Here is a 25,372-nt window from a genome sequence, read left to right as displayed (position 1 = left end):
TTCGGGCCCTTTCTCTTTTTTTGCGTCACGTGGTGACACGGCGCTGGACTCAGCGACTCCCCCACGCTGGCTCTACCCCGCCGGCGTGCCCAACGGCACTATCGACCTCAACGGTACGACATTTATCTTCCACCATCGTCAATCCAGTCAGGGGGCCGCGTGAACGCCATCTTCAAACCACGGATGCCTGCTGCAGTTCGGCACGAGGCCATGCGCATCGGCGGTGAAAGGGTCACGCGCGCCGAGGTCATCGAAGTATTCAACCCTTTTACGCGCGAACTGGTCGGCACCGTTCCAAAAGCCACCGTGGACGACGTGCGCCATGCTTTCGAATACGCGCACGCGTATCGCGCCCGGCTCACACGCTATGAGCGCGCACAGATCCTGCGCCGCGCGGCGGATATCGTGCGCGAGCGGACCGGCGAAATCGCCGACCTGATTACCGCGGAATCGGGGCTCTGCAAAAAAGATTCGCTCTACGAAGCCGGCCGCGTCAGCGACGTATTGGTCTTCGGCGCCAATGAAGCGCTAAAAGACGACGGCCAGATCTTCTCCTGCGATCTGACACCGCACGGCAAACAGCGCCGCGTCTACACGCAGCGCGAACCGCTGCTCGGCGTGATCTGCGCGATCACGCCGTTCAATCATCCGATGAACCAGGTGGCGCACAAGATCGTGCCGTCCATCGCGACCAATAATCGGATCGTCGTCAAGCCGTCGGAAAAGGTGCCGCTGTCCACCTGCCTGCTCGCCGACATTCTCTACAGCGCCGGCCTGCCGCAACAAATGCTCCAGGTGGTGACGGGCGCCCCCAAAGACATCGCCGACGAACTCATCACGAACCGGCACGTGGACCTGATCACGTTCACGGGCGGCGTCGCCATCGGCAAATACATCGCGAACAAAATGGGGTATCGGCGCGCGGTTTTAGAACTGGGCGGCAACGATCCGATCATCGTGATGGAAGACGCGGACCTCGACGAAGCGAGCACGCTGGCCGTTTCCGGCTCGTACAAGAACTCGGGACAGCGCTGCACCGCGATCAAGCGGATGCTCGTGCATGAAGCGGTGGCGGACCGCTTCGTCGAATTGCTGGTGGAGAAGACCCGCGCGATACGCTACGGCGACCCGGCCGATCCCGCCACCGACATGGGCACTGTGATCGACGAAGACGCCGCGAAATTCTTCGAAGCGCAAGTCAACGACGCCGTCAGCCGCGGCGCGAAGCTGCTGCTCGGCAACGTGCGCCGCGGCGCGCTCTATTCGCCGACCGTGGTCGATCACGTCACGCCGGATATGCCGCTCGTTCGCTATGAAACCTTCGGGCCGGTTTCGCCGGTCATCCGTTTCCGCGATATCGACGAAGCGATCCGACTCTCCAACTCCACCGATTACGGCCTGTCCTCTTCCGTCTGCACGAACCGGCTCGACTACATCACGCGGTTTATCGCGGAGCTGGAGGTGGGCAGCGTGAACGTGCGCGAGGTGCCGGGATACCGGCTCGAACTGACGCCGTTCGGCGGCATCAAGGATTCGGGGCTCGGCTACAAGGAAGGTGTCCAGGAAGCGATCAAGAGCTTCACCAACGTCAAAACGTACTCATTGCCATGGCAGTAAGGCCGTGAGCGGCCGCCGCTGCCACGGCGCAAGCCGCAACCCTACAAAACAGTACATTTTTTTGATACAAAACGTTCCATTTATTTGAATTTTGGTTGACTGACGGAAACCACTGGCCTACATTTCAGACACCAAGCATTTTTCGGTATTTTTTGTTCCATTTATCTCAAAGAGCTGGAGACACCCCATGAGCGAGCAGAATCCTTCCCCGCGTGACGCTACCGCCGACAACCGTGCCAGCGGCCCGCAGGCCATGACGCCGTCGGAAGCGTTTGTCGAAACCCTGGCGGCCAACGGCGTGACCGATATGTTCGGCATCATGGGCTCCGCCTTCATGGACGCCATGGACATCTTCGCGCCCGCCGGCATCCGTCTGATTCCGGTGGTGCACGAGCAGGGCGCCGGTCACATGGCCGACGGTTATTCGCGCGTCTCGGGACGTCACGGCGTGGTGATCGGCCAGAACGGCCCCGGCATCAGCAACTGCGTCACCGCCATTGCGGCGGCCTATTGGGCGCACAGCCCGGTCGTGATCGTCACGCCGGAGGCCGGCACCATGGGCATCGGTCTGGGCGGCTTCCAGGAAGCCAAGCAACTGCCCATGTTCCAGGAGTTCACCAAGTATCAAGGCCACGTCACCCATCCGGCGCGTATGGCCGAATTCACGGGCCGCTGTTTCGACCGCGCGATGGCGGAAATGGGACCGACCCAGTTGAATATTCCGCGCGATTACTTCTACGGTCAGGTCAAGGTGGAAATCCCCCAGCCGCAGCGTCTCGATCGCGGCGCGGGCGGTGAGCAAAGCCTGAACGAAGCGGCTGAACTGCTCGCGCAAGCCAAGTTCCCGGTGATCATTTCCGGCGGCGGCGTGGTGATGGCCGATGCGATCGAAGAATGCAAGGCGCTCGCCGAGCGGTTGAACGCTCCAGTGGTCAACAGCTATCTGCACAACGATTCGTTCCCCGCCAACCATCCGCTGTGGTGCGGCCCGCTCGGCTATCAAGGCTCGAAGGCAGCGATGAAGCTGCTGTCGCGCGCCGACGTCGTGATCGCGCTCGGCTCGCGCCTCGGACCGTTCGGCACGCTGCCGCAGCATGGCATGGACTACTGGCCGACCAACGCGAAGATCATCCAGATCGATGCGGACCACAAGATGCTCGGCCTGGTGAAGAAAATTTCGGTGGGCATCTGCGGCGACGCGAAGGCCGCTGCCGTCGCGCTGACCGAGCGTCTTGCGGGACGCAAGCTCGCAAGCGACGCCACGCGCGAGGAACGCGGCGCTCAGATCGCGTCCGAGAAAGCGGCCTGGGAAAAAGAACTCGACGACTGGACGCACGAACGCGATGCCTACAGCCTCGACATGATCGAGGAGCAGAAGCACGAACGCACGCCCGGCGGCGGCGCTTATCTGCATCCGCGCCAGGTGCTGCGCGAACTGGAAAAGGCCATGCCTGAAGACGTGATGGTCTCGACCGATATCGGCAACATCAACTCGGTGGCCAACAGCTATCTGCGCTTCAACAAGCCGCGCAGTTTCTTCGCGGCGATGAGCTGGGGCAATTGCGGCTACGCGTTTCCGACCATCATCGGCGCCAAGGTTGCCGCGCCGCACCGTCCGGCTGTGTCGTATGCAGGCGATGGCGCATGGGGCATGAGCCTGATGGAAACCATGACCTGCGTGCGCCACAACATTCCGGTGACGGCAGTGGTGTTCCACAACCGTCAGTGGGGCGCGGAGAAGAAGAATCAGGTGGACTTCTACAATCGCCGCTTCGTAGCGGGCGAACTCGACAACCAGAGCTTCGCGGCGATTGCCCGCGCGATGGGCGCCGAAGGCATCGTGGTGGATCGTCTCGAAGATGTGGGCCCGGCGCTCAAGCGTGCGATCGACGCGCAGATGAATCACGGCAAGACCACCATCATCGAAATCATGTGTACGCGTGAACTGGGCGACCCGTTCCGCCGCGACGCGCTCTCCAAGCCGGTGCGCATGCTCGACAAGTACAAGGACTACGTCTGAGCGTGTCATGCGGCGCGGGCGGCCGCCGTGTTCAAGCGGACCGAGGCCGCCGCGCTCACCGGCCGGAAACAGCGCGCATTCTTTTTACGCGCGCTGTCTCCGGCTTCTTCGTTCGAGATCTCACTACCTCTCCTCTCGGCCACGATTATGAAAGCCATCAACCGCATCATTGAACACGCGCGCCGTTCGCCGATGCGTATCGTGCTAAGCGAGGCCGAGGACCCGCGCGTGTTGCAGGCGGCGCAGCGCGCAAGCCGCGAAGGCATTGCGCGCATTCTGCTGGTGGGCGACGCCGCGCGCATCCGTGAGGCCGCCGCCCGCTTCGACGTCGATCTAAGCGGTATGGAACTGGTGGACCCCGCCGCTTCGGCGCTCGCACCGTTATATGCCGGCGAATTGTTCGCATTGCGCAGCAAGAAGGGCATGACGTTCGAACAGGCGCAGAAGGAAATCCTCAACCCTTTGTGCTTCGCGAACCTGATGGTGCGCCTCGGCCAGGCCGACGGTTCCGTGTCCGGCGCGGTCAACACCACCGCCGACGTGGTGCGCACCGCGATCCAGATCATCGGCATTGCGCCGTCATTCAAGCTCGTCTCGAGCTTCTTTCTGATGATGTTGTGCGAGCCGTTCCACACGCTCAAAGGTGGCCTGATCTTTTCCGATTGCGCACTCGTGGTGGAGCCCGATGCCGCCCAACTCGCCGAGATCGCGATGGCTGCGGCGGACAGCGCAAAAAGCCTGCTGATGGACGAACCGCGCGTGGCCATGCTGTCGTTTTCGACGAGCGGCAGCGCGCATCATGCGGCAGTCGACAAAGTGATCAACGCAACTCACATCGTGCAGGAACGCCGCCCGCATCTCGCGATCGACGGCGACGTTCAACTCGACGCGGCCATCGTCTCCGAAATCGCGCTGCGCAAGGTCAAGCATTCGCAAGTTGAAGGCCACGCCAACGTGCTGGTGTTTCCGAGTCTCGAGGCGGGCAATATCGGCTACAAGCTGGCCGAGCGGATCGGCGGCGCGAAGGCGATCGGCCCCTTGCTGCAAGGCCTGCGCAAGCCCGCCAACGACCTCTCGCGCGGTTGCAGCGCGGACGACATCTACTACGTCACCGCCGTCACCGCGGTGCAGGCGCAAGCCGCGCTCACGCATCCCGACGCCCTCCTCACGCCGTCTCGTTCATGATCGTTCAGAAGTTGCTGCCTCTGCTCGCGCTGATGGGCGTCGCGAGCTATTTTCAAACCATCACCGGCTTCGGTCTGAGCATGATCGTGATCGGCGCGGCCAGCGGCCTGGACCTGGCGCCGGTCACGAGTCTCGCCGCTTTGCTCAGCCTCGTGACGCTCGCCAACAGCGCAGCCGCGTTGCCCGGCAAACTGCATCACATCGACTGGCGCGCGGTGGGCGCCGCCACGTTGGGGATTCTGCCGTCGGTGGTGGCGGGCGTGCTGGTGCTGGATCTGTTGAGCAATTCGGCTTCCAGCGTATTGCAACTGCTGCTGGGCGCCGTGGTGCTGTATGGCGGCTTGAGCGCGGCGCTGCGGCCGGCGCCGCTCGCTTGCCGCTCGGGCGACCGGAGTTTCTTCGTGAGCGGCCTGTTCGGCGGTCTACTGAGCGGGATGTTCGGCGTATCCGGGCCGCCGTTGATTTTTCAGTTCTATCGCCAGCCGCTCTCACTCATGCAGATCCGCTACGCGTTGATTCTGATCTTCACGGTGACTTCGATCACTCGTACGCTGTTCAGTGCGTATGAGGGCCAACTCGACGCCGATATCTGGATGCAGGCCGCGTTCGCGGTCCCGGTCGTCGCGCTGATGACGCTCGTCGCGCGGCAGTATCCGCCGCCACTGTCGGGCGTGATGACACGCCGCATCGCGTACGCGATTCTGGTGGTGATCGGCGGCTCCCTGATACTGCACGCGTTGCAGCAGTTGCTCCGCTAAGAGGCCGCGGACACACGCGCCCTAGCGCCGCGCGCCGATCCAGCCGACGAGTTCGGCAAACTGCGACATGTCAGGCGCCGTGGACAGATCGACCGCTAGGCAACGGCGGTAATACGGACTGAGATCGAGTCCAACGCCAAGGCCCAGCAACTCGACATCGCGCGCGGCTTCGTTGCGCGCCACCACTTGCTTCAGATGATTGTCGAGGTAGTAGGCGTCGTTGACCTGGGCGGTCGCACTGTCCATCGGACTGCCGTCTGAAATCACGACGAGAATCCGCCGCGCCTCGGCACGCGCGCGCAGCCGCGTGCAGGCCCAGTCGACCGCTTCGCCGTCCACGCCTTCGCGGAACAGATCGGCCTTGAACAACGCCGCGATGTCGGCACGAGCGCGCCGCCAGCTAGTCGCCGCATCCTTGAAGACGAGATGGGCGACCTCGTTGAGCCGCCCCGGATGCGGCGGCCTGCCGCCGGCCAGCCAGTCTTGCCGCGCACGGCCGCCGTTCCAGGCACCGGTCGAGAAACCCAGCACCTCGCTCGCGACACCCGCCTGATCGAGCGCGCGCGTGAGCACGTCGACCAGCATCGCCACCGGTTCGATATAGGTGCGCATGGACCCCGAACAATCGATGAGAAAACTCACCACGCAATCAGCAATCGGCTTGTGCCGTTCGAGCAAAAACAGGCGCCGCTCGGCCGGCGAGCTGACCAGTTGGGACAGACGCCGGCCGTCGATACGGCCGTGCTCTTCGCCGAACGACCAGCCGTCGCGTTGCGGCACGGCGAGCGCCGCCTTGAGCGCATACGCGAGTCGCGGCACGTTGATGCGCTGCGCGGCAATGCGCTTGTCGAGCTGGTCGCGGTATTCGGCCAGCAACTCGCCGCGTATGCGCGAGCCCGGCATGAACTCACGGTCGTAGCGCGTGGTGTACGCCAGGTAGCGATGCTCGGCCTCTCTGAGCACGCGGCTTTCGCCGGTGGCGGCGAGACCCATGTCGACCTGCTCGCCGTCGTCGGTATCGAACCAGAGTGCGAACATGGCGCGCACGGCTTCGTCATCTTCCGGCGCCTGGGCTTCTGCATCTTCGACGGACTGCGCACGCGCGTCACGCATCATCTGGCTGACAAGACGGGCCAATTCGAGCGCATGAAGTGCAAACACGCCCTGCTCCGTTCTATGCCGCCGTAGCGCCGCGAGCGGCACGCCCAACGTCGGTGTGATCGCGGCGCGGGTGGCCTCAATCAGACCTTCTGTTTCTTCCAGCACCGGCCAGCCCGACAGACGCGACCAGACGATCTGGGCCACCGTGTAAAGCAGAATGCCGAGGTGGCCATCGGTCAATCCCGTGCGATAGAACGCACGCGACCATGTTTCGAAACGATGACGCAGATTCTGTGCGAGTCCGGGCATGCCGGCCGGCGCAAGCGCTTCGCAACGTAGCTGCTCGAATAGTTCGAACAGGAGTCGCTCGACCGGCTCGGCCTGCTCAGTGGGACATAGACTCGCGTGGAGATTCGCGTCGGAATGCGTGAGGCGTAATGCTGCGCCGTCCGCGGCACCGCGCAAGGAACGCAGATCATCCAGTTGCGGGTCCGTGCGCAGATGCGGCGCATGCAGATGCACCGGACGCAGGCCACGGTACAAACGGCCGGCTCGGTAATGCAGCTCGGCGTCGCCGGTCAATGCGCGCACCGCCGCCGCGCACAGATTCTGACGCTGTTCGGCGCGGCGTGTGGCTTGCCGCTCGGCAGGCGTCATTGCGGCACCGTCGAGCGCATCTCGCGCTCCGCCGTGCTTTCCAGTTCCCTATCGAAGCAGCGCTGGAAATACTCGGCCACGACGGACCGCTCGGCCTCGTCGCACTTGTTGACGAAGGTCAGGCGAAACGCCATGGCCGGATCGCGGAAGATCTGGCAGTTTTCCGCCCAGTCGATCACGGTGCGCGGCGACATCAGCGTGGAGAGATCGCCGGTCGCGAAGCCTTTGCGCGTCAGTTCCGCGACGCTGATCATCGACTCGACCAGCGCGCGGCCAGTGTCGTCGGCGAGTTCGGGCACACGCGCCAGCACGATGCCGGCTTCCTCGGCACGCGGCAGATAGTTGAGCGTGGCGACCACATTCCAACGGTCCAGCTGCGCGTGATTCAACAACTGCGTGCCGTGGTACAACCCGTTCAGATTGCCGAGGCCGACCGTGTTGGTCGTAGCGAACAAGCGGAAATACGGATGCGGATGAATCACGCGGTTCTGATCGAGCAGCGTGAATTTGCCGTCGCGCTCGAGAATGCGCTGGATCACGAACATCACGTCGGGACGGCCCGCGTCGTATTCGTCGAAGATCAGCGCCATGGGCCGTTGCAGCGCCCACGGCACGATGCCTTCCTGAAACTCGGTGACCTGCACGTCGTCGCGCACGATGATCGCGTCTTTGCCCACCAGATCGAGACGGCTGATATGGCCGTCGAGATTCACGCGCACGCAGGGCCAGTTCAGGCGCGCCGCGACCTGTTCGATATGCGTGGATTTGCCCGTGCCATGCAAGCCCTGCACCATCACGCGGCGCTCGCGCATGAAGCCGGCGAGAATCGCCAGCGTCACTTCTGGATTGAAGCGGTACACCTCGTCGATTTCCGGAACGTGGTCGTCGCGTTCGCTGAAGGCCGGCACCATCAAGTCTGAGTCGATGCCAAACAACGTGCGCACCGAGACCATCCGGTCCGGCTTGCCTGTCACGATATCGGTCACTACGGTCTCCTCGCGCTTCGTCACGACAGCGGCCGACGGCCAACAGGTTGGCGGCGCGGCCTCGCCGGTCCATCATACGCACTTTCTTTTTTCGATACAAATCATCTCGTTTTTTATAACCGATGCAACTCCGATATCAGCGATGGTGATGCCGGTACTCCAGCGCGTCCGGTTCGCTAAAGCCGGTGCCGGTCTTGCGGACGCGCAGCAGATAAGCAAGAAGCAACACGCCGAGGCTCGCTACGCCAAACCACAACGGTTGACGTTGCTCCGGAATGAACGCCATCGCCACCAGAATGCCGACCATGCCGACGATCGCGACCCACGTGAGGTACGGGTAGCACCACATCCTGACGCGCAGTTTCTCAGGCGCATCCCGCTCGATACGAGCACGCAGTTTCAGTTGCGAGATGGCGATCAGCACGTACACGAAAATCGCCACCGTACCGTACGAATTCACGAGGAAAGCGAACACGGTATCCGGCGACACATACGACATCACCACCGACGCATAGCCGAACATGGTGCCGATCAGGATCGCGCGAACCGGCACGCCGCGACGGTTGACCCTGGCGAGCGCGGCGGGCGCGTCGCCGTGGCGCGTCAGCGCGAAGATCATCCGCGACGCGGCGTACAGCCCTGAGTTGAGCGCCGACAGCACCGCAGTCAGCACGATGGCATTCATCACGCTGGCGGCCGCCGGAATACCCATGGCATCGAGTGCGCTCACATACGGTGTCGCCATCTTCGGAGAATTCCACGGCACCAGCGCGACGACGAGCAGAATCGAGCCGACATAAAAAACCAGCACGCGCGTAATCACCGAGTTGGTTGCTTTGGCGACGGCCTTGGCGGGCTCCTGCGCTTCGGCCGCCGCGATCGTGACGATCTCCGCGCCGAAGTAAAAGCCGGTGGCGGCGACCGCGCCGCTCAGCACGGGTCCGATTCCCTTCGGCATCAAGCCACCGTGCGAGAGTAGCGTCGGCAGCACGGCGGTGACATGCTTCGCTGCGGGCCACAGTCCCAGCACATACATGCCGCCGAGAAACAGGAACACCATGATCGCGGCGACCTTGATCGACGCGAACCAGAACTCGAATTCACCGTAACTGCCGACGGAGACCAGGTTGGTCGCCGTGAGCGTGACCAGCAGCACGAGACTGATTGCCCACGCGGGAACGTCGGGTAGCCAGAACTGCACGAGTTTCGCCCCGGCCACGGCCTCGACCGCGACGACGATGACCCAGAAATACCAGTACATCCAGCCGGTCAAAAAGCCGGCAAGGTTGCCGGACGCGCGCTTGCCGCCGAACGCGAGCCGCGCGTATTCATAGAACGAACCGACGGCCGGCATCGCGCAGGCCATTTCGCCGAGCATCCGCATGACCAGCACGACCAGGGCGCCGGTGATCAAAAACGACAGCACGGCCGCGGGGCCGGCCTGTTGCACGACCACGCCGCTGCCGACGAAGAGCCCCGCGCCGATCACGCCGCCGAGTGCGATCATCGTCATGTGGCGCTGTTTGAGGCCCGCCTTCAATTCCGTTGTGTCTGTAGATCGCTGCATGTCACCTCCAATTCCGTTATCCGATCGCGGACCGGGCCGGCCTGCTTTCGCGGCCGCCCCGGTCCTATCGTCGTCAATACTGGATGGGGCGAGGACGCTCATGCGTCTCGCCGTATGATTTTTGATGAAGCACCGCGCGCCTCTCGCGCATGGTGCAAGTGTGCGCCGTTGGGTGCGCGGTTGCACAGCGCGCGCGGCGAGTTGCGGGTTGCAAGTTCAGCGCCACCCGGCGCGCGGGCGATTTTCCGCCCGCTGCATCAGGGTTTTTCGTCGCGCCGGAAATACAGTTGATACAGCATCCGCTGGCCAATGCGCCGGAATGGCGCAAACGGGTGCCCCGGCAACGGCGACGTGAAGATCGGCAACGTCTGCTTCGCACCCTTTCCCGCGATGCGTTCAGCGAGCCGCCGCCCGGCCTGCTGCGAATACGACACGCCGTTGCCGCCGTAGCCGAGCGCGTAATACACCGTCTGCATCGGATCCGGCTGATACACGCGCGGCATCATGTCGTGGCTGACGTCCACCCAGCCCCACCACGAGTAATCGATCGGAACGCCGCGCAAGGCTGGAAATTTGCGCAGCATGCCGTTGACCAGCAGATCGTAGTGCCGCGTATTCGGTGCGTCGGCGCCTGTGATCGCGGAGCGGCTGCCGATCTGCAAGCGATTGTCCGGCAGAAAGCGGTAGTAGAAACGCAGCGTGCGCGTATCGGTCAGCACCTGGGTCGTGCGAAAGTTGCACGCGTCGATTTCCTGCTTCGTGAGCGGGCGCGTGACCATCGAATTCGACAGGATCGGCATGACGCGGCTGCGCAGCGAATTGTGCAGCGTTTGCGACGTATACGCGCCCGTTGCAATGCCGACCGCGCGCGCACGCACGATGCCGCCCGGCGTGCGCAAATGATGCACGCCGTTGATCGTTTCCCAGCCGAGCACCGGGCTCGCCGGATGCACTTTGGCGCCCGCCTCGCGGGCCAGCCGCAGATAACCGAAGGCGAGCTTCAACGCATGAATGCCGATACCCTCGGGCTCGTGCAGCGCACCGGCCGCTTCGTGATCGTTGACGTATTCGCGCTGGAACGTCTGCTTGTCGATCAGCTCGGACGGATAGCCGAACACGTCCTTCCAGACCTTGGCCTCAGCGGCGAGCTTCTGCATGATGCGCGGACGGTGTGCGATCAGAAAGTGGCCGCCGGGTTGCGGATCGCAATCGATCTCCGCGACCAGCGATTTGAAATTATCGAAGCCTTCCTGAATCTCATCGTGCATTTTCAACGCGACGTCTTTACCCCAACGCTCGATCCATTGCGAACGCGACAGGCGGCCCGAGGCGTTCTGACCTTGCCCGCCGTTGCGGCTGCTGCAGCCCCAGCTCGTCTTGTTGGCTTCCAGCACGACCGCCTTGATGCCGTGCTCCCGCGCGAGACAGAGCGCCGTGGCGAGCCCGGTATAGCCGCCGCCGATAATCGCCACATCCACGTCGACGTCCGCCGTGATCGGGCCGTCGTCTTCGGGCGGCGTGCCCGCGGTCGCGACCCAGTAGGTCGGCGCGTATTGCTTGCCCCAGCCCGGTCCCGGCGACACCAGCGGGTCGTACGCCGGATCGTAGCGCGTGTCGCCTTCGCGGCCGGACGGCATGCCGTGCGCGACGCGTTCGATTTCACTGTGCTCCATGTGAAGCTCCCGATCAGCGTGCGAGGTTCTGCTTCGGACGTTCCTTGCGGAAGGCCCGCTTGACCGCGATGAGGCCATCGCGGAACTCGAACAGGTCGCAACCTTCCGCCTCGATGCGCCAGCCTTCCGCGTGCGTTCCCGTGAACACCCACTCGGACACGCCGCGTTCACCGATCACATAATGGCGGCCCTTGCCCCAATGCGCGTCGGGAAAGGTCTTGAAGACGGCTTCGAAGGCCGCGCGCGTCGCCTCGCGGCCCACGAAGCGTGCGCCGAAGACTTCCGGACCGCCTGCCGCATCGAACACGCAATCGTCGGTCATGAAGGTCATCAGCGCGTTTGCGTCATGACGATTGAACGCATCGGAAAACGCGGCCAGTGTCTCGGCCGTGACGTGCTGCAGCGGGGTCTGTGTTTGAGCCATTGCTTTCTCCTCCTGGATGACTTTCGCTTTCGCGTTCGTTTCGGTAAGGCATGAGACGCCGCCGGTGGCTGGCGATCCGTGAGGAAATTGTAGGCAGGGGGTTTTTTAGCCGGTAGGTCCAGTGCGGTGCTTTCGCCTGGTGCAGCGCCTCGTGACGCGGGTTTCGCGACGTTTGCGGCAAGTGCTGAATTGGACTCATCGACTCCCGTGAACTGGCTCTATGGTTCTATTTTTTTGTTCGGCAACACTGAGGGTATCGGCCACATGCTACGAGGAGTTGACGTGCTCAAACTGTTTATCGGACTCGGCATTCCCTATCTTGGCGTGATCGGCCTGCTGCCCTGGGTGGCGTCCGTCGATCGCTTCGTATTGGGCGTGCCGTTCATCTATGCCTGGATCTTCGCGTGGTTCATCCTCACCTCCGGCTGCCTGATGATCTGCTGGCGCGTGTTCGACTGCCGTCACGACGAGTCCCACCCGCAAAACTGCTAAAGGAGTGTCCGGATGGCCACCGCAGTCTTTCTCGGCTTCCTCGCTTTCTCGCTTTACCTCGCGATCCGTTCGAACAAGGGACGCGGTCCGCAAAGCGTGCATGACTTCTTCGTGGCGTCGCGGCAGTTCGGCGCCTACCTGGTCTTCTTTCTCGCGGCCGGCGAGATCTACAGCATCGGCACGATGGTCGGTTTTCCAGGCGGCATCTATGCCAAAGGTCCGACGTACGGCGTCTGGTTTCTCGGCTACATTCTGCTCGCCTATCCCGTCGGCTATTTCATCGGCCCGAAGATCTGGCAGGCCGGCAAGCGCTATAACGCGATCACCCTGCCCGATCTGTTCAAAGGGCATTTTCAGAGCCGCTCGCTGGAACTGATCGTCGCAGGCTCCGCGATCGTCTTTCTGCTGCCGTGGGGGCAGTTGCAGTTCACCGGACTCGTTGCCGCGTTGAACGGGCTCGGCTGGAACTTCAAACCGCTGTATCTGATTCTGTTCGCGGCGTTGCTCGCCTTCACCTACATCGCGATTGCCGGCGTGCGGGCATCGGCTTATATCGCCGTGCTGAAAGATATCCTGATGGTCGTCGCGATCGTCGTTACCGGCGTTGCCGTGTCGATGGAAGTCGGCGTGACCGAGGTCTTTCATGCCGCCAGCCAGCATGTGAGCAACCTGATGAATCCGCATCAGCTAAGCTTCTCGATGAGCACCATGCTGTTCCAGTCGCTCGGCTTCTACGTCATGCCGTTCGCGGTGCAGAACTTCTTTACCGCGAAAAGCGCGAACACTATCCGCCGCACGCAGGTCGCGATGCCACTGTACATGCTGATGTACCCGTTTCTCGTGGTCGCGTCGTACTATGCGATTAGTCAAAACCTGCATCTCGCGTCGCCTAACGAAGCGTTCTTCGCTGCCGCGATCCGGTTGTTGCCGGGTTGGCTGCTTGGACTCGTGGCGGCCGGCGCTTCGCTCTCCGGTCTGCTCGTGCTGGCCGGCATTTGCCTCGCGATCGGCCCGATCGTGACGCGCAATCTTCTGCCGCGCATGCCGGAAGCTCGCCAGAAGACCGGCACGAAGGTAGTGATCGTGTTGTATCTGCTGGTGTCGATCGTGATGACGCTGCTCACGCCGAATCTGATGCTCACGCTGATCAACACTACGTATTACGGCGTCACGCAATTCTTCCCCGGCGTGATGGTGGTGCTGTTCGGATTGCGCGTGCGGCCGTCCGCCATCGCGTCCGGCATGTTGACCGGACAGGTGCTGGCGATCATCCTGTATGTGCTGCAGATCGACCTGGGCGGCTTCAATCTGGGACTCTTGTGCCTCGGCGTGAACCTGCTGGTGCTTACCGCGGTGAATCTCACCGCGAAACCGAGCCGCGCGCACGCGCTGAGCTGAAACGAACTTCAATCACTGCCCTATGACTCAACGAGAAGAGAAGCACGCGACACAAGTCTTCGTTGCGAAAAAGATCGTGACGATGAATCCCATGCAACCCTATGCGACGCATGTTGCGATTCGCGACGGCAAGATTCTCTCGGTGGGCGACGCTGACGACGTCAAGCAATGGGGCGATGCACAAATCGTAGATACATTCAGCGATAAGGTGCTGATGCCCGGCTTCGTAGAAGGCCATTGCCACTTGATGGAAGGCGCGATGTGGGACGCCGTCTATGTCGGCTACTACGACCGCCGCGGCCCCGACGGCCGGCGCTGGCCAGGCCTGACATCGCTGGATGCCGTGATCGAGCGCCTGAGGGCGGCTCAAGCGGAGATGACGTCGGCCGACGCTCCGCTGCTCGCGTGGGGTTTCGATCCGATCTTCTTCGGCACCCAACGCCTGAGCGTGCGCGAGCTGGACACGGTGTCGGCCGAGCGGCCCGTCGTGATTCTGCATGCGAGCGTGCACCTGATGAACGTCAATTCGGCGATGCTCGCGCGCGCCGGGATAGACGACGAAACGGATATCGACGGCATCGACAAGAACGAAAGCGGACAGCCGACCGGCGAGTTGCAGGAGTTCGCCGCAATGTTCCCGGTCTACCGCGTGATCGGCGCCGGCCTCTCGATCGCCGCGAGCGAAAGCACGAAGGCCATCTGGAATTTCGGCCGCGTCGCGCAACTCGCCGGTGTGACGACCGCCACCGATCTGGTCAACGACTTCTCCGAACAGGGCAATCGCAATCTGCGTGAAATCACGGGGAATGCCGATTTTCCCGTGCGCATCGTGCCCGCGTTCGCGCCGCAACGTAGTCCTGAAGGCGGCGCTCAACGCGTGCTCTCGGCGATGGAAACCGCGACGCCGAAGCTGCACTTCGGGCCCGTCAAATTTATCGTCGACGGGTCGATCCAGGGCTTCACGGCACGCCTGAAATGGCCCGGCTATCTGAACGGCAAGCCCAACGGTTTGTGGCTGATTCCGCCGAGCCAGTTTGTCGAGGTGTTCAGGCCGTTTCACGAAGCCGGCCTGCAACTGCACGTGCACACCAACGGCGACGAGGCGACCGAACTCGTGCTCGACGCGTTCGAACGGCTTCTCACGCTTTATCCGCGGCGCGATCATCGGCATACGCTGCAGCACTGTCAGATGGCGGACGCCAGCCAGCTCGCGCGCGCGGCGAGCCTTGGCTTGTGCATCAATTTCTTTTCGAACCACATCTACTACTGGGGCGATGCGCACTATTCGCAGACCATGGGCGCGGATCGCGCGAATCGGATGAACGCCGCGGAATCGGCGCGCCGCCTGGGCATTCCGTTTGCGTTTCATTCCGATGCGCCCATTACGCCGCTCAATCCGCTTTTCACCGCATGGTGCGCGTCGCAGCGCGAGACCGCATCAGGTCGAGTGCTCGGTGCGAACGAACGCGTGCCGATTGCCGATGCATTGCGCGCAATCACGCTCGGAGCCGCTTACACACTCAAGATGGATCACCTGGTGGGCAGTATCGAAGTCGGCAAATTCGCGGACTTCGCGGTGCTCGCCGAAGACCCCGCCGAAGTCGCGCCGCGACGTCTGAAGGATCTGGAAGTGTGGGGCACGGTGCTCGGCGGCCGCATTTTCCAGGCGCCGGCGGGATGAGTGCGATTCCGCTCGTCGTGATTGGCGGCTATCTCGGTGCGGGAAAGACCACACTGCTCAACCATATTCTGAGCAACGCCGGACCGCGACGCATCACCGTACTCGTCAATGACTTCGGCTCGATCAATATCGACGCTTCGCTGATTCGCCAGCGCACCGACGACGTGATCAACCTGGAAAACGGCTGCGTCTGCTGTTCGATCGGCGGCCGGCTGGTCGAGGCGCTGCTGGCCATAAGCTCGCGCACTGACGCCCCCGATCTGCTGATCATCGAAGCGAGCGGCGTGTCCGACCCGGTGCGCATCGCGCAGATCGGTTTGCTCGATCGCGCGTTTCGTCTGGACGGCATTGTCGTGCTGGTGGATGCGGAACGTGTCGAACAGACGCTGGCCGATCCTTATGTCGGCGATATCGCGCAACGGCAGATCGCGGGCGCCACGGCCATCGTGCTGAACAAGATGGATCTGCTTGGCGAGCCTGCACGCGAGGCTGTCAAAGCGCGCATTGAAGCGCTTGCGAATAGCCGTGTCATCGTTCAGGCCACACACGCGGCCGTGCCGCTCGGTTTGATCTTCGAGGAGGGGCACGTACTACCCGCGCGCCCTATCGGCGCGATGCCACTGGCCGCCTCTCCCACCCCGCGCGATCTGTGCAGCTTTTCATTTGTCACCGACGCGTACCTGAGCCGCAAGAAACTCAAGGACGCGTTGCGGAGTTTCTCGGCAAAGCTGTTGCGTGCGAAAGGTTTTGTCCGACTGGAGAGCGACGGCGCGCTGCATGAATTGCATGTGGTCGGCAACCGCGTGGTAATTAGCGCGTCGCCGGCTTGTACATCCGCCCAATCGCAGATCGTGCTGATCGGCATGTTCGATCGCGACGACGAGTTGACTGCTCGAGCGGCGCTCAAAGCCGCGGAAATCGGACCATGATCCCGGCCAACCGGGGACGCGCGCCGAAAAACTAGCGCCTCAACTCGGAGACAATCTTCTCGGCCAGAAAATCGCACGGCGGACGATTCGAAGCCGTGCTGCGCGCCAGCACCATTTCCAACGCGGTGATTTCGGGCAAGCCGTGCGCGCGCCCAAGCAGCGTGAAGTGCGCCGGCACCGCGCAGCGGGCGAGCGGCACGATCGCGAGACCTGCTTCGGCCATCGACAGCAGGCCCAGCAGACTCGGACTTTCATATGAGGTGCGGTACGGAATCTTCGCGCGCTCCAGGCTGCGAATCGCGTTCTCGCGCGCGACGCTGCCCGGCAGGAACACGGCGATCGGCAACGGCCGTTCGCGCCATATCTCATCGGCGCTCGGCGCGGCCGCCCATTCCATGGGTTCATGGCGAATGAACTCGCCCGATAAACCCTTGACTCGCGTCGCACACACCAGATCGACCGAACCGTCTTTCACCATCGGCGCGAGTGCGACGCTCGGCAAACCGACAACCTGAATCTCCACCTTCGGATAGGTCGCGGAAAACTTCTTGAGGATCGGCGGCAGCAGCGACGACGCGTAATCGTCCGGCACGCCGATACTCACGCGTCCCGTCACGTCCGGCCGAACCACCGCCGCCCATGCTTCGTCGCGTAAAGCGAGCATGCGGCGAGCGTAGGTCAGCAGGACTTCGCCATCCTGAGTCGGCACCACATTTCTCGGCTTGCGCACGAACAGCGGCTTGCCCAGCGCGGTTTCGAGCGTCTTGATCTGCATGCTCACCGCCGATTGCGACCGATGCACGACTTCCGCCGCCCGGCTGATGTTGCCGGTGTCGGCGACGGCGACGATCATGGTCATCACGTCCAGGTCGAGGGCTTTCAAGGAGTCTGGTATCAGAAAAGTAGATAGATTCGATCAATATTACGCGATTTTCTAAAGTTGTGACATGGGGCATAGTGGCTGCAAAGGAGCCAGTCCATGAACGCCCGTACCGACCTCTCAGTGCTTGCCGTACCCGAACTGTCGTTTGCGACCATCGCATCGGGCATCTGCGTGCCGTACGTCGAGTGCGGAGAAGGCGAACCGCTCGTGTTCGTGCACGGCTCGCTGTGCGACTATCGCTACTGGAATGCGCAGACGGCGGCGCTCTCGCAACATTTCCGCTGCATCTCGGTGAGCCTGAGCCACTACTGGCCGGCGAGCGAGGCGTGCATTCAGGGCGAGTTCGGCTGGCAGACGCACGTCGGCGAACTGGCCGAGTTTATCGAGGCGATCGATCTTGGGCCCGTGCATCTGGTCGGCCATTCGCGCGGCGGCTGCGTGGCGTTCCATGTTGCGCGCGACAATCCGCGGCTCGTGAAGACGCTCACGCTCGCGGACCCGGGCGGTCCGCTGCAGACCGACGGCATGCCGGAGGCGGCGCTGCCGGCTACGACGAATGTGTTACGCGCGCGCGTCGCGGAACTCATCGAGAGCGAGCAGATCGACGCGGGCCTGGAGCTTTTCGTCGATTCGGTGAGCATGCCGGGAGCGTGGCGCAAGAGCCCGGTCGCGTTCCGCACCATGGCGATCGACAACGCGGGCACGCTGCCCAAGCAACTCCGCGATCCGTTGCCCGCCTATTCCCGTGAAACCGCGCGTGACGTGAAATGCAGGACGCTGCTGATCGACGGCCAGCGCAGTCCGCGCATGTTCCGCAACAACGTCGAAAAGCTCGCGGAGTGGATCGATTATGCGGAGCGGCAAACCATTGCCGGTGCGTCGCACGGCATGAATGTGTCGAACGCCGGTGCTTTTAACAGGCTCGTGCAGGCGTTCGTCAGCTTCTGATTCCGGCGTGGGTCGGCGTGGTTCGGCTCGGCGGTGCGGCAGGCGAAAACATCAAAGGTCGAAGGTGCTTCGATATTTCTCGTCGGCATCCGAACGCGTATTGATTCGACGAGACGCCACCCGGCACCTCGCAGAAAAACCGCGAGCCGCGTTCATGCTTGAACACGCCGCTTTTCATCACGACGCCGACGCCGGCCATCTGTTCGTGTAGCGCGCGAACCTCGTCGAGGGACGCCAGCTCAAAACCGATGTGAGAGTTCTGCGGCCACTCGACCGGATGGTCGGCGGCGTCATCGATCACGATGTCGAAACCGGAGCGTTTCCAGAAAGCAGCTCGTCCCTCGCGCGGCAACCGTACGGTCTAGATGGTCCTCGAAGAAGGCGGCGGTGGCGCTCACATCGGATGAAGGGAAGCTAACGTGATTGTGCTTCATGGCAGTGGTGATATCGCTCATACCGATCTCCGTTGAATCGGCTCGCTCGCTGCGTTCCGTACGGAAGATGTCGGAGTAAAAGCTCACATTCCATACTTGCATCACCCGGCTCGGGCTATTGCCCACGCAGGCCCGTGCTACGGCCGTTTCCGGACGTGCGATGCCAACTCGCGCGGGGCTTGCTCACGTTTTCTCGCGCGCTTCAGGGCCGACGAGAAACGTCACCGTGCGATGTTCGTGCGCGCCTACCGTAACGAATGCCACGCGTGGCGCGATAGCAAGGTGATGGTGCCACCTGATGCGCCCGTCACGCTGTAGACCGGCGCGGACGTGTGGGAAACGTACCGGCGGCGCTTCGCGACGTGCCGCAGCAGGCAGGCTTTCCGCTCGCTATCGAGTGGCCTGAGCTACCGGCATGAAGCCGCTATTCGCGGGCATGTGGTTCGGCTCATGTGCCTGGTGTTGACGGTGCTTGCGGCGCTTGCGCCGGGTGCCTGCACCTTCGTGCACATCAAGGGCAACTCCGACCACATAGAAGACACAGGGGGCACGGCGGGGGTGGCGCTACCGCCCGCACGCCGCGAGCAACAGCGGCCCGCTGCAGCGCTTTTTTCAGCGTCCCAACCCGCGGTGAACGGGGCATCATGACATTCTTCGATTCGTATCCGGTGCCCGCCGTTCGCGCCGAAATTCGCAATATTCACTCTCATCACGATTGTTGGCGGGTGTACGTGCTGTGTGGCATTTTCTCCAACGCATCTTCCGAGATAACGGCACGCAGCATCGGCCACCACACTATTTGACAGTACTGTTTTCCTTGATATACATCATAGCTGTTACCGCTCCACCGCTACCGCCAAGCGGATTTTGAAGTATGTATTCATGCAAAAGAAAGCGTCACATGCTCATGACATATCGAACCATTAGCAACCGGCGAGACGTTGGTAATTACCACGTCATACATGGTGATGCGAGCGAACTCATGAGGTACGGTGCCTGCCTTACGCATGGTTAATACAGCTTTTTCAATGTGCTTTCCAGTAAAGCAGTATTTAGCCAGGTTCGGACTAGCTCGATCATATGCGTGGAAAAATCCAAGGTCTGACACTGAAGCCTTGCCCACGCCGCCGCCTGATCCCGAAAGCATGGAGGAATTTTGTGCGACTTGCCAACTCCACGACTGGGCATCAATTTCGTCGAGATGTTCGAAGTCTTGAGATTCTCCCGAAATGCCGTTGATATCAATCAAAATATCTTGCGCCATAATTAAAAGTTTGGATATTGTTTACTGGAGATGACCGATCATTGCGCTGAGTCCGCCACCGGCGATTAATCCCTCTGCCTCGCCCGCCAATAGAAGAACGGCAGGAGCGCAATCTAGGGCCTTCTTTGCCATACTGGCGAAAATGCCGGGATTTACCAGCCAGGGAGCAATTAATTCCGTATTAATGCCGAGCAACATAATTGATCCACCGTATCCCGCTAGCAATCCCGCGCCACCGTCGAAATATATTGTTGCACCCTTAATATCGGATGTCGATAGTTCTTGCCTGTGAAAATAACTGGTCATATAGAGTACGCCGTCGCTCGTAAAATCTTTCGTAGAGCCCGTGCCAGACATTTCCCTGTTCAATATTGGAATAGGCGGAAGTTTGATTTTCGGTAGTCCTCGTGAGTAGCCAATTCCAAATCCGAAATAAGAAAAATCGTGAGATTGTTTCTGCGGATCATCGAGAATAATTTTTCCGCCCGAGATGGATAGTAACTCAATGCCAAGCCCGCCCGTTGCACTCGTATTTAACGACCATCCGCTTTTACGCAACGATATCATTTGCCACTTCTCCTTTCGAACAGATTGCGTTTCCAGAACAAACAATCAACCAAGGTAGAGCACAAGAAGACCATTCCAAGTGCAAAACACACAAGCGGTAAATCCCAGATATCCATAAAACGATCAATCTCTGAAGTGTGAGTGGGGTCATCTGGCCTGTAGCGGATGGGTAGTGTGTCGCCGACATTTGCGGATATAAATGCCGATTGCGAAGAGGAAATATGCTCGCCTCTTTGCGTGTCAAATTCCACCTGAACATGGTGGCCGCCGTGATTAAGCCGGGCGACTTTGCCACTCACAACTACGGAGTTGTTTATAAAATCCGTAGTCTGCAAGTATAAAAAATTCGCTGCGATCAATAAAAATACGCCGCCAGCGAAAAATATAGCGTTTTTTGAAATTCGATTCAGCTTTTCTTCTTTAATCGACATAGTGACGAAGAGCCTGTAGCATTTAGGTGATGGCGTGCGAGCATGCAAAATAACAGATCAGCCGGAGAATGTGTTTTTGAGATTTGGTGGCCCTATGCACCGCGGTTTAAATGGCGGCGACTTTTCCCCCTGCCAATCTGCCAGAAGGGGTTCACGTTAATGCAGCACTGTCGCTTTTTGGGTGGGAGATCAGCGCTATTCCATCGCGTGGATGAGCCAAAAGGTGAAAAATTGGTAAATCTTCGAAAATTATGCAAGTTGATTCGTTTGGCGACTGCGCGCCGCGACGATTAGCGGCCACAGCGTGCGGCTCATGCTGAGCCCTCTTTCGCTTCGGACTCACACACGTTTGCCAGAATCCACTCGGCTATCAGCGGCACGGCCACAAGCAATTGCTCGAAGTCGTGACGCGATCACCATCATCACGGCGCGCTCACGCATCGCGATGCGTGGCCCGTACGTGTCATAATCCATCACGCGATCCTCTTCGTGGGTATCACTCATACACGCCTCTCCTCATCGAGGTTGAAAGCGACAACGATGGGCTCATCGCTTACGAGCCCGTATGAGCACAGGCTATGCAGCGACATTGAAGCCGTCGCACCTGCGCAGATCTGCAGATAGATCGGCAACTGCTGCTGCCGGTCGATTTCAATGGCCAAAGCGGAAGTCGGAACGGTCATGACGGTCTCGCGGACAAGAAAAGCGGCAAACGGTTTGTACTAGTCGGATCGTCGATTCCTGGCACTTTCCGATTGGCCATGATTCTTCCACAATGGCCTCACGCGATGAGACGGCGGCGAAACACTTTCGCGCGATACGACCCTCGCCCGGCTCCCGCGCGTTCACTTACTCTCATCTGGAGAATTTGCCATGAAAATCGTCGTAATCGGTGGGTCCGGCCTGATCGGATCGCGTCTTGTCACGTTGCTTCGCGAAGCGGGCCATGAAGCGCTTGCTGCATCGCCGCGTACCGGCGTCAACGCCGTGACGGGCGAGGGATTGGATAATGCGCTCGCAGGCGCGGACGTCGTGGTGGATGTGACAAACGCGCCGTCATGGGAGCCGCAGGCGGTACTCGATTTCTTCCGTACTTCGGCGCGCAATCTTGGCAAGGCCGAAGCAGCTGCGGGAGTTCGGCATCACGTAGCGCTATCCATCGTCGGCTGCGACCGCTCGCCGGAGAACGCGTACTTCGCCGCCAAGGTCGCGCAGGAGGAACTGATCAAAGCGGCCGGCGTGCCGTATACGATCGTGCGCGCGACGCAGTTCATGGAGTTCATCGGCGGTATCGCGGATTTCAGCACGGTCGACGGCACGGTACGTGTCGGCGAAGGACTGTTTCAGCCGATCGCCGTAGACGATGTCGTAGCAAACCTCGCGCAGATCGCGCCTGCTGCGCCGCAAAACGGCACGGTCGAGATTGCCGGCCCGGACCGCGCGCCTTTCGCGGAGATCGTCTCGCGTTATCTGAAATCGGTAGGCGACGCGCGCCCAGTGGTAACGGACCGCGATGCGCTGTATTACGGCGGCCGCGTCGAGGAACAATCGCTCGTGCCGCTCGGCGACGCGCGGATCGGCCGCATTAGTCTCGACCAGTGGCTCGCGCGCTCGAGGAAGGCTTGATTGCAGGTTTAAGCGAAACCTGAATCAACGTGTCCGCACGTGTCCTGATAGGCGCCGTCGACTCGATCGGCGTCGAAACGGAATAAGAATTTTTCTGGGGAAAGATGAGCATGTCATAGAAGTTTGTCGTCGTGACCGGCGCGTCGCAAGGCATCGGTGCCGAAGTCGCTAGGGCGTTTCGCGAGCTCGGCTACCGCATTGTCGCGAACTCACGGTCGATCAAGCCGTCGGACGATGCGAACATCCTCACCATCGCCGGCGATATCGGTGACCGGGCAACCGCTCATCGTGTCATTACCGAAGGCGTCGCACGATTTGGCCGCATCGACACGCTGGTGAACAACGCCGGCATCTACATCGGCAAGCCTTTCACCGAACACACTACGGAAGACTACGCCGCGGTGGTGAACATGAATATGACGGGCTTTTCTTACATCACGCAGCTCCTGTCTACGCTTCAACAATCGTCGCGTCATAGTCTTCATCGACGAACGCGACGAGAAACTCTTCAGGCATCAGCCACGAATCAACGCTGACCGTCTTCGTATCAATGTCCACGTTGACCTTCGCGTCGGCGTCGACGGTCCTCATCGCATGTTCGATAGCCGGAATATCGTCGGAGCGAATTTCATCTTTAACCGAGAATTTCACTTTTCATTTCTCCACTAGATAGCGTTCATACACACCGCCGCCACGACCTGTTTTCGCGCTCAACGAACGTCGTGGCTCGCGGGCGCCTTGCTACATCACGTTGATATCCGCACCATTCGTCTTTGACCGCTTCATGGTCCGTTAGAGCCGAATGTAGGCGCATTGACTCAAGTTTCGAATACCCGCACCGTACAAACAGTCTTGCGCAGCGGGAACAAATCGAAAATCGGGCGGCGAGCCGTGACGCGCTGAAGCTACGTTGAGGAGACTTGTTCTGGAGATTTGCCGGCACCCCGGCTTTGCCGACGTTTTTCGAAGCGGACATTCACGAATGTCCGTCGACTATGCCTTGCCTCTGTCGCCCAGAAAAATTCTGTGGATATTGGCCGGATACACCCAGTCGCGCGCCTGGCGCTCGATGAGATCCATAAATGCCGGCGGACCACTGCAGTAGATCTGAGTGTTCGCATGCGCTGGACTCATCGCGTGAGAAGTTGCCTGTTCCAATCGGTCAGCACCTAAACCGAAATGGTGATAAACCCTGCTTTCGCTTTTGAGCGCATCGAGTTCTTCCCGAAAGACTGCACGTTCGGGTGACCGAGCGAAGTTGTGCAGCTCGAATTTTTGCCCTGCGGCCGCTAGCCGTTTTGCGATTCCCGCAATCGATGCAGCGCCAACGCCGCCGGAAAAAAGTATCGATTGTGTACGACCGTCCAAAATAACTGAAGGACTCCGTGTCGTTACGATAAACGCCTCGTCGCCCTGGTTCAGCGTAATGTCTGCGGTTTTCGAATCTGCACTGCCATCATCCTGTCTCACAGCGATGACATAGGCACGCGGCCGGGACGTAGAACGGCACAGCGGATATATTTTCTCTTTGCAGGTGACGTCGTCGCGAACGAGCGTGACGCAAGATCCATCGTCAAACGGCGGAAGCTCGGATCTGCATCTGGTTTGAAGCTCGACAGCATGGTAACTCTCGGCAAGTTGCCATTTCCGGGTAACGACGACTGAGAGGAGTTTGTCGTGCATGTCTTCTCCAATATGACCTTCGCCTTCCTTAATCGGAAGTTCGCCGGTGTATGGATTGCATGAGATGGCCGGTCCAGCAAACTGCTGGAGGGCGGTTGAATGTGGGATTCAGGTTAGGGCGGAAGAGATCCACCAGCAAGTCGTTCAACGCGAATACCACCTATATAACCGCGCTGATAAAGGGTGGGTTGCCGGCTCGGTGCAGGAGATGGTCGCGCGGGCCGAGCTCGCAAAATTCGTAGTTGGCATGGTGTCTCAGCGTCTTCCAACGCGCTGACGTCCTCCAGTGCTACCGTCATCAGTGACAGGTGCCCGATTTCGCCGTTATCGACGGATGCGCCGCGACGATCAATCGGGTGTCGTCGAATGAATCGCCTTCAGAACCTCGCTCGAAAACCTTGGGTCTCCCACTTCGACGTCCGCGGACAATCGCACGGTGATTTCCTGCAGCAGCCAACCGTTGCCGTCAGGGTCACTGAACGAAGCGTAAGAGGCGTAACTTTGTCGTGTGGGATTCAAGCCGCTAACCACGCTATTCCCGTCAGCATGATGGAACACGCCGCCCGTATCGTGGAATGGCTCGCTGATCTCGATGCCACGACGGAGCAGATCGTTACGGACGGCCACAATGTCGGACACAATGAGGTGCAGTCCCTGGACCGAGCCGGGCGCGGCCCTGGTGATGTTCTTGCCGAACATCACCGAACATCCGGAGCCGGATGGTGTGTACTGGATCACGCGGTAGTCGTCGCCCTTGAAATCGATATCAAGTCGCCAACCTAGATCGCCGTAGAAGCGCTTGGCGCGATCGACGTCCGAGACGGGGATGACGACGATCTCGAGCTTCGTGTCGTACATGCCGGCGCGCGAGGTCTCAACTGCGTGCCCGCTTTGCATTGGGTTGTTGCTCATGTCTGGCTCCTTGGAGGCGTTGGCTACGGGTTCCCCTTCTACCGCTTCGGGTAGGTGAACACACGATAGGTGAAAACGAAACGCAAAAACATGGCAAGTGGCGACACAGTTTCCTGTATTGATTCCAGCAGGAACA

Annotated in this window: 24 protein-coding genes and 2 pseudogenes; 11 read left to right on the top strand and 15 right to left on the bottom strand. The window is 60.8% G+C overall.

Translation table 11 applies throughout. The features are described 5' to 3' along the window. Positions 1 to 183 precede the first annotated feature (183 nt). From phnY to B0G81_RS05550, 4 genes are all read left to right on the top strand, one after another. Positions 184 to 1,617 (top strand): phosphonoacetaldehyde dehydrogenase, encoded by a 1,434-nt coding sequence (phnY, locus tag B0G81_RS05565; protein WP_134133814.1) that lies wholly within the window; start codon positions 184 to 186, stop codon positions 1,615 to 1,617. Positions 1,618 to 1,804: 187 nt separating this feature from the next. Continuing rightward, complete coding sequence (gene xsc, locus B0G81_RS05560) at positions 1,805 to 3,637, top strand: sulfoacetaldehyde acetyltransferase (RefSeq protein WP_181196469.1); 1,833 nt, start codon at positions 1,805 to 1,807, stop codon at positions 3,635 to 3,637. Between the two features lie 147 nt (positions 3,638 to 3,784). Continuing rightward, positions 3,785 to 4,822, top strand: a complete 1,038-nt coding sequence (pta, locus tag B0G81_RS05555; RefSeq protein ID WP_134133813.1) for a phosphate acetyltransferase — start codon at positions 3,785 to 3,787, stop codon at positions 4,820 to 4,822. After that, positions 4,819 to 5,580, top strand: coding sequence for a sulfite exporter TauE/SafE family protein (locus B0G81_RS05550; RefSeq protein WP_116123224.1), 762 nt, complete (start codon positions 4,819 to 4,821; stop codon positions 5,578 to 5,580). Before pta ends, B0G81_RS05550 begins: the two co-directional genes overlap by 4 nt. Before the next feature lie 21 nt (positions 5,581 to 5,601). Here the strand turns inward: B0G81_RS05550 and B0G81_RS05545 are convergent, their stop codons facing one another. The 5 genes from B0G81_RS05545 to B0G81_RS05525 form a co-directional block, all read right to left on the bottom strand. Further along, positions 5,602 to 7,338, bottom strand: coding sequence for a cobalt chelatase (locus tag B0G81_RS05545; protein ID WP_134133812.1), 1,737 nt, complete (start codon positions 7,336 to 7,338; stop codon positions 5,602 to 5,604). Then, complete coding sequence (locus B0G81_RS05540) at positions 7,335 to 8,324, bottom strand: AAA family ATPase (protein WP_134133811.1); 990 nt, start codon at positions 8,322 to 8,324, stop codon at positions 7,335 to 7,337. The genes B0G81_RS05545 and B0G81_RS05540 overlap by 4 nt, the downstream gene beginning before the upstream one ends. A 136-nt stretch (positions 8,325 to 8,460) precedes the next feature. Next, positions 8,461 to 9,891, bottom strand: coding sequence for an amino acid permease (locus tag B0G81_RS05535; protein ID WP_134133810.1), 1,431 nt, complete (start codon positions 9,889 to 9,891; stop codon positions 8,461 to 8,463). A gap of 257 nt (positions 9,892 to 10,148) precedes the next feature. Then, entirely contained in the window at positions 10,149 to 11,564 is a 1,416-nt protein-coding gene (locus B0G81_RS05530) for an FAD-dependent oxidoreductase (protein WP_134133809.1), read from the bottom strand. A 13-nt stretch (positions 11,565 to 11,577) separates the two neighbouring features. Then, complete coding sequence (locus tag B0G81_RS05525; RefSeq protein WP_116123220.1) at positions 11,578 to 11,988, bottom strand: nuclear transport factor 2 family protein; 411 nt, start codon at positions 11,986 to 11,988, stop codon at positions 11,578 to 11,580. A gap of 282 nt (positions 11,989 to 12,270) precedes the next feature. Between B0G81_RS05525 and B0G81_RS05520 the strand changes: the two genes are divergently transcribed. Genes B0G81_RS05520 through B0G81_RS05505 form a run of 4 tightly spaced genes read left to right on the top strand, consistent with a single transcriptional unit; the run spans position 12,271 to position 16,488 of the window. Continuing rightward, complete coding sequence (locus B0G81_RS05520) at positions 12,271 to 12,480, top strand: DUF3311 domain-containing protein (RefSeq protein WP_134143002.1); 210 nt, start codon at positions 12,271 to 12,273, stop codon at positions 12,478 to 12,480. A 12-nt stretch (positions 12,481 to 12,492) separates the two neighbouring features. Continuing rightward, positions 12,493 to 13,878: a sodium:solute symporter family protein gene (locus tag B0G81_RS05515; protein WP_134133808.1), complete on the top strand. Its 1,386-nt coding sequence runs from the start codon at positions 12,493 to 12,495 to the stop codon at positions 13,876 to 13,878. 22 nt (positions 13,879 to 13,900) lie between these two features. Next, the gene (locus B0G81_RS05510) at positions 13,901 to 15,559 is read left to right on the top strand and encodes an amidohydrolase (protein WP_134133807.1); all 1,659 of its coding nucleotides are present in this window, start codon (positions 13,901 to 13,903) and stop codon (positions 15,557 to 15,559) included. Next, positions 15,556 to 16,488, top strand: coding sequence for a GTP-binding protein (locus B0G81_RS05505; RefSeq protein WP_134133806.1), 933 nt, complete (start codon positions 15,556 to 15,558; stop codon positions 16,486 to 16,488). The genes B0G81_RS05510 and B0G81_RS05505 overlap by 4 nt, the downstream gene beginning before the upstream one ends. A 31-nt stretch (positions 16,489 to 16,519) precedes the next feature. Here the strand turns inward: B0G81_RS05505 and B0G81_RS05500 are convergent, their stop codons facing one another. Continuing rightward, complete coding sequence (locus B0G81_RS05500) at positions 16,520 to 17,341, bottom strand: LysR substrate-binding domain-containing protein (protein WP_181196480.1); 822 nt, start codon at positions 17,339 to 17,341, stop codon at positions 16,520 to 16,522. Positions 17,342 to 17,467: 126 nt separating this feature from the next. Here B0G81_RS05500 and B0G81_RS05495 point away from each other — a divergent pair, with 126 nt between their 5' ends. Further along, positions 17,468 to 18,319, top strand: a complete 852-nt coding sequence (locus B0G81_RS05495; protein WP_134133805.1) for an alpha/beta hydrolase — start codon at positions 17,468 to 17,470, stop codon at positions 18,317 to 18,319. Positions 18,320 to 18,609: 290 nt separating this feature from the next. On the opposite strand, the gene B0G81_RS45555 is transcribed toward B0G81_RS05495, so the two are convergent. From B0G81_RS45555 to B0G81_RS05465, 6 genes and pseudogenes are all read right to left on the bottom strand, one after another. Continuing rightward, the gene (locus B0G81_RS45555) at positions 18,610 to 18,774 is read right to left on the bottom strand and encodes a hypothetical protein (RefSeq protein WP_347877442.1); all 165 of its coding nucleotides are present in this window, start codon (positions 18,772 to 18,774) and stop codon (positions 18,610 to 18,612) included. A 774-nt stretch (positions 18,775 to 19,548) separates the two neighbouring features. After that, positions 19,549 to 20,017, bottom strand: a pseudogene (locus B0G81_RS05480) (type VI secretion system tube protein Hcp). Between the two features lie 21 nt (positions 20,018 to 20,038). After that, positions 20,039 to 20,584, bottom strand: coding sequence for a hypothetical protein (locus B0G81_RS05475; protein WP_134133804.1), 546 nt, complete (start codon positions 20,582 to 20,584; stop codon positions 20,039 to 20,041). Continuing rightward, positions 20,581 to 21,015, bottom strand: coding sequence for a DUF3592 domain-containing protein (locus tag B0G81_RS05470; protein ID WP_134133803.1), 435 nt, complete (start codon positions 21,013 to 21,015; stop codon positions 20,581 to 20,583). The genes B0G81_RS05475 and B0G81_RS05470 overlap by 4 nt, the downstream gene beginning before the upstream one ends. A gap of 339 nt (positions 21,016 to 21,354) precedes the next feature. Next, entirely contained in the window at positions 21,355 to 21,519 is a 165-nt protein-coding gene (locus B0G81_RS43480) for a hypothetical protein (protein ID WP_166678924.1), read from the bottom strand. After that, a complete protein-coding gene (locus B0G81_RS05465) occupies positions 21,516 to 21,698 on the bottom strand; it encodes a hypothetical protein (protein WP_134133802.1) in 183 nt (60 codons plus the stop codon). Before B0G81_RS05465 ends, B0G81_RS43480 begins: the two co-directional genes overlap by 4 nt. A gap of 190 nt (positions 21,699 to 21,888) precedes the next feature. Between B0G81_RS05465 and B0G81_RS05460 the strand changes: the two genes are divergently transcribed. Beyond that, the gene (locus B0G81_RS05460; protein WP_134133801.1) at positions 21,889 to 22,641 is read left to right on the top strand and encodes an SDR family oxidoreductase; all 753 of its coding nucleotides are present in this window, start codon (positions 21,889 to 21,891) and stop codon (positions 22,639 to 22,641) included. 131 nt (positions 22,642 to 22,772) lie between these two features. After that, a pseudogene (locus tag B0G81_RS05455) lies at positions 22,773 to 23,087 on the top strand (SDR family NAD(P)-dependent oxidoreductase); the annotation flags it as partial. Positions 23,088 to 23,091: 4 nt separating this feature from the next. Here the strand turns inward: B0G81_RS05455 and B0G81_RS44400 are convergent. The 3 genes from B0G81_RS44400 to B0G81_RS05440 all read right to left on the bottom strand — a co-directional run bounded on the left by B0G81_RS44400 (position 23,092) and on the right by B0G81_RS05440 (position 25,236). Then, positions 23,092 to 23,292 (bottom strand): copper chaperone, encoded by a 201-nt coding sequence (locus tag B0G81_RS44400; protein ID WP_116123211.1) that lies wholly within the window; start codon positions 23,290 to 23,292, stop codon positions 23,092 to 23,094. 342 nt (positions 23,293 to 23,634) lie between these two features. Next, positions 23,635 to 24,324, bottom strand: coding sequence for an oxidoreductase (locus B0G81_RS05445; protein ID WP_134133800.1), 690 nt, complete (start codon positions 24,322 to 24,324; stop codon positions 23,635 to 23,637). A 348-nt stretch (positions 24,325 to 24,672) separates the two neighbouring features. Continuing rightward, positions 24,673 to 25,236, bottom strand: coding sequence for a VOC family protein (locus B0G81_RS05440; RefSeq protein ID WP_243856365.1), 564 nt, complete (start codon positions 25,234 to 25,236; stop codon positions 24,673 to 24,675). Positions 25,237 to 25,372: the final 136 nt, after the last annotated feature.

This window comes from Paraburkholderia sp. BL6665CI2N2 (genome assembly GCF_004366535.1).
GTDB lineage: Bacteria > Pseudomonadota > Gammaproteobacteria > Burkholderiales > Burkholderiaceae > Paraburkholderia.
The sequence above is the reverse complement of the archived record's forward strand: the minus strand, read 5'-3'. Positions and strand labels throughout refer to the sequence as shown.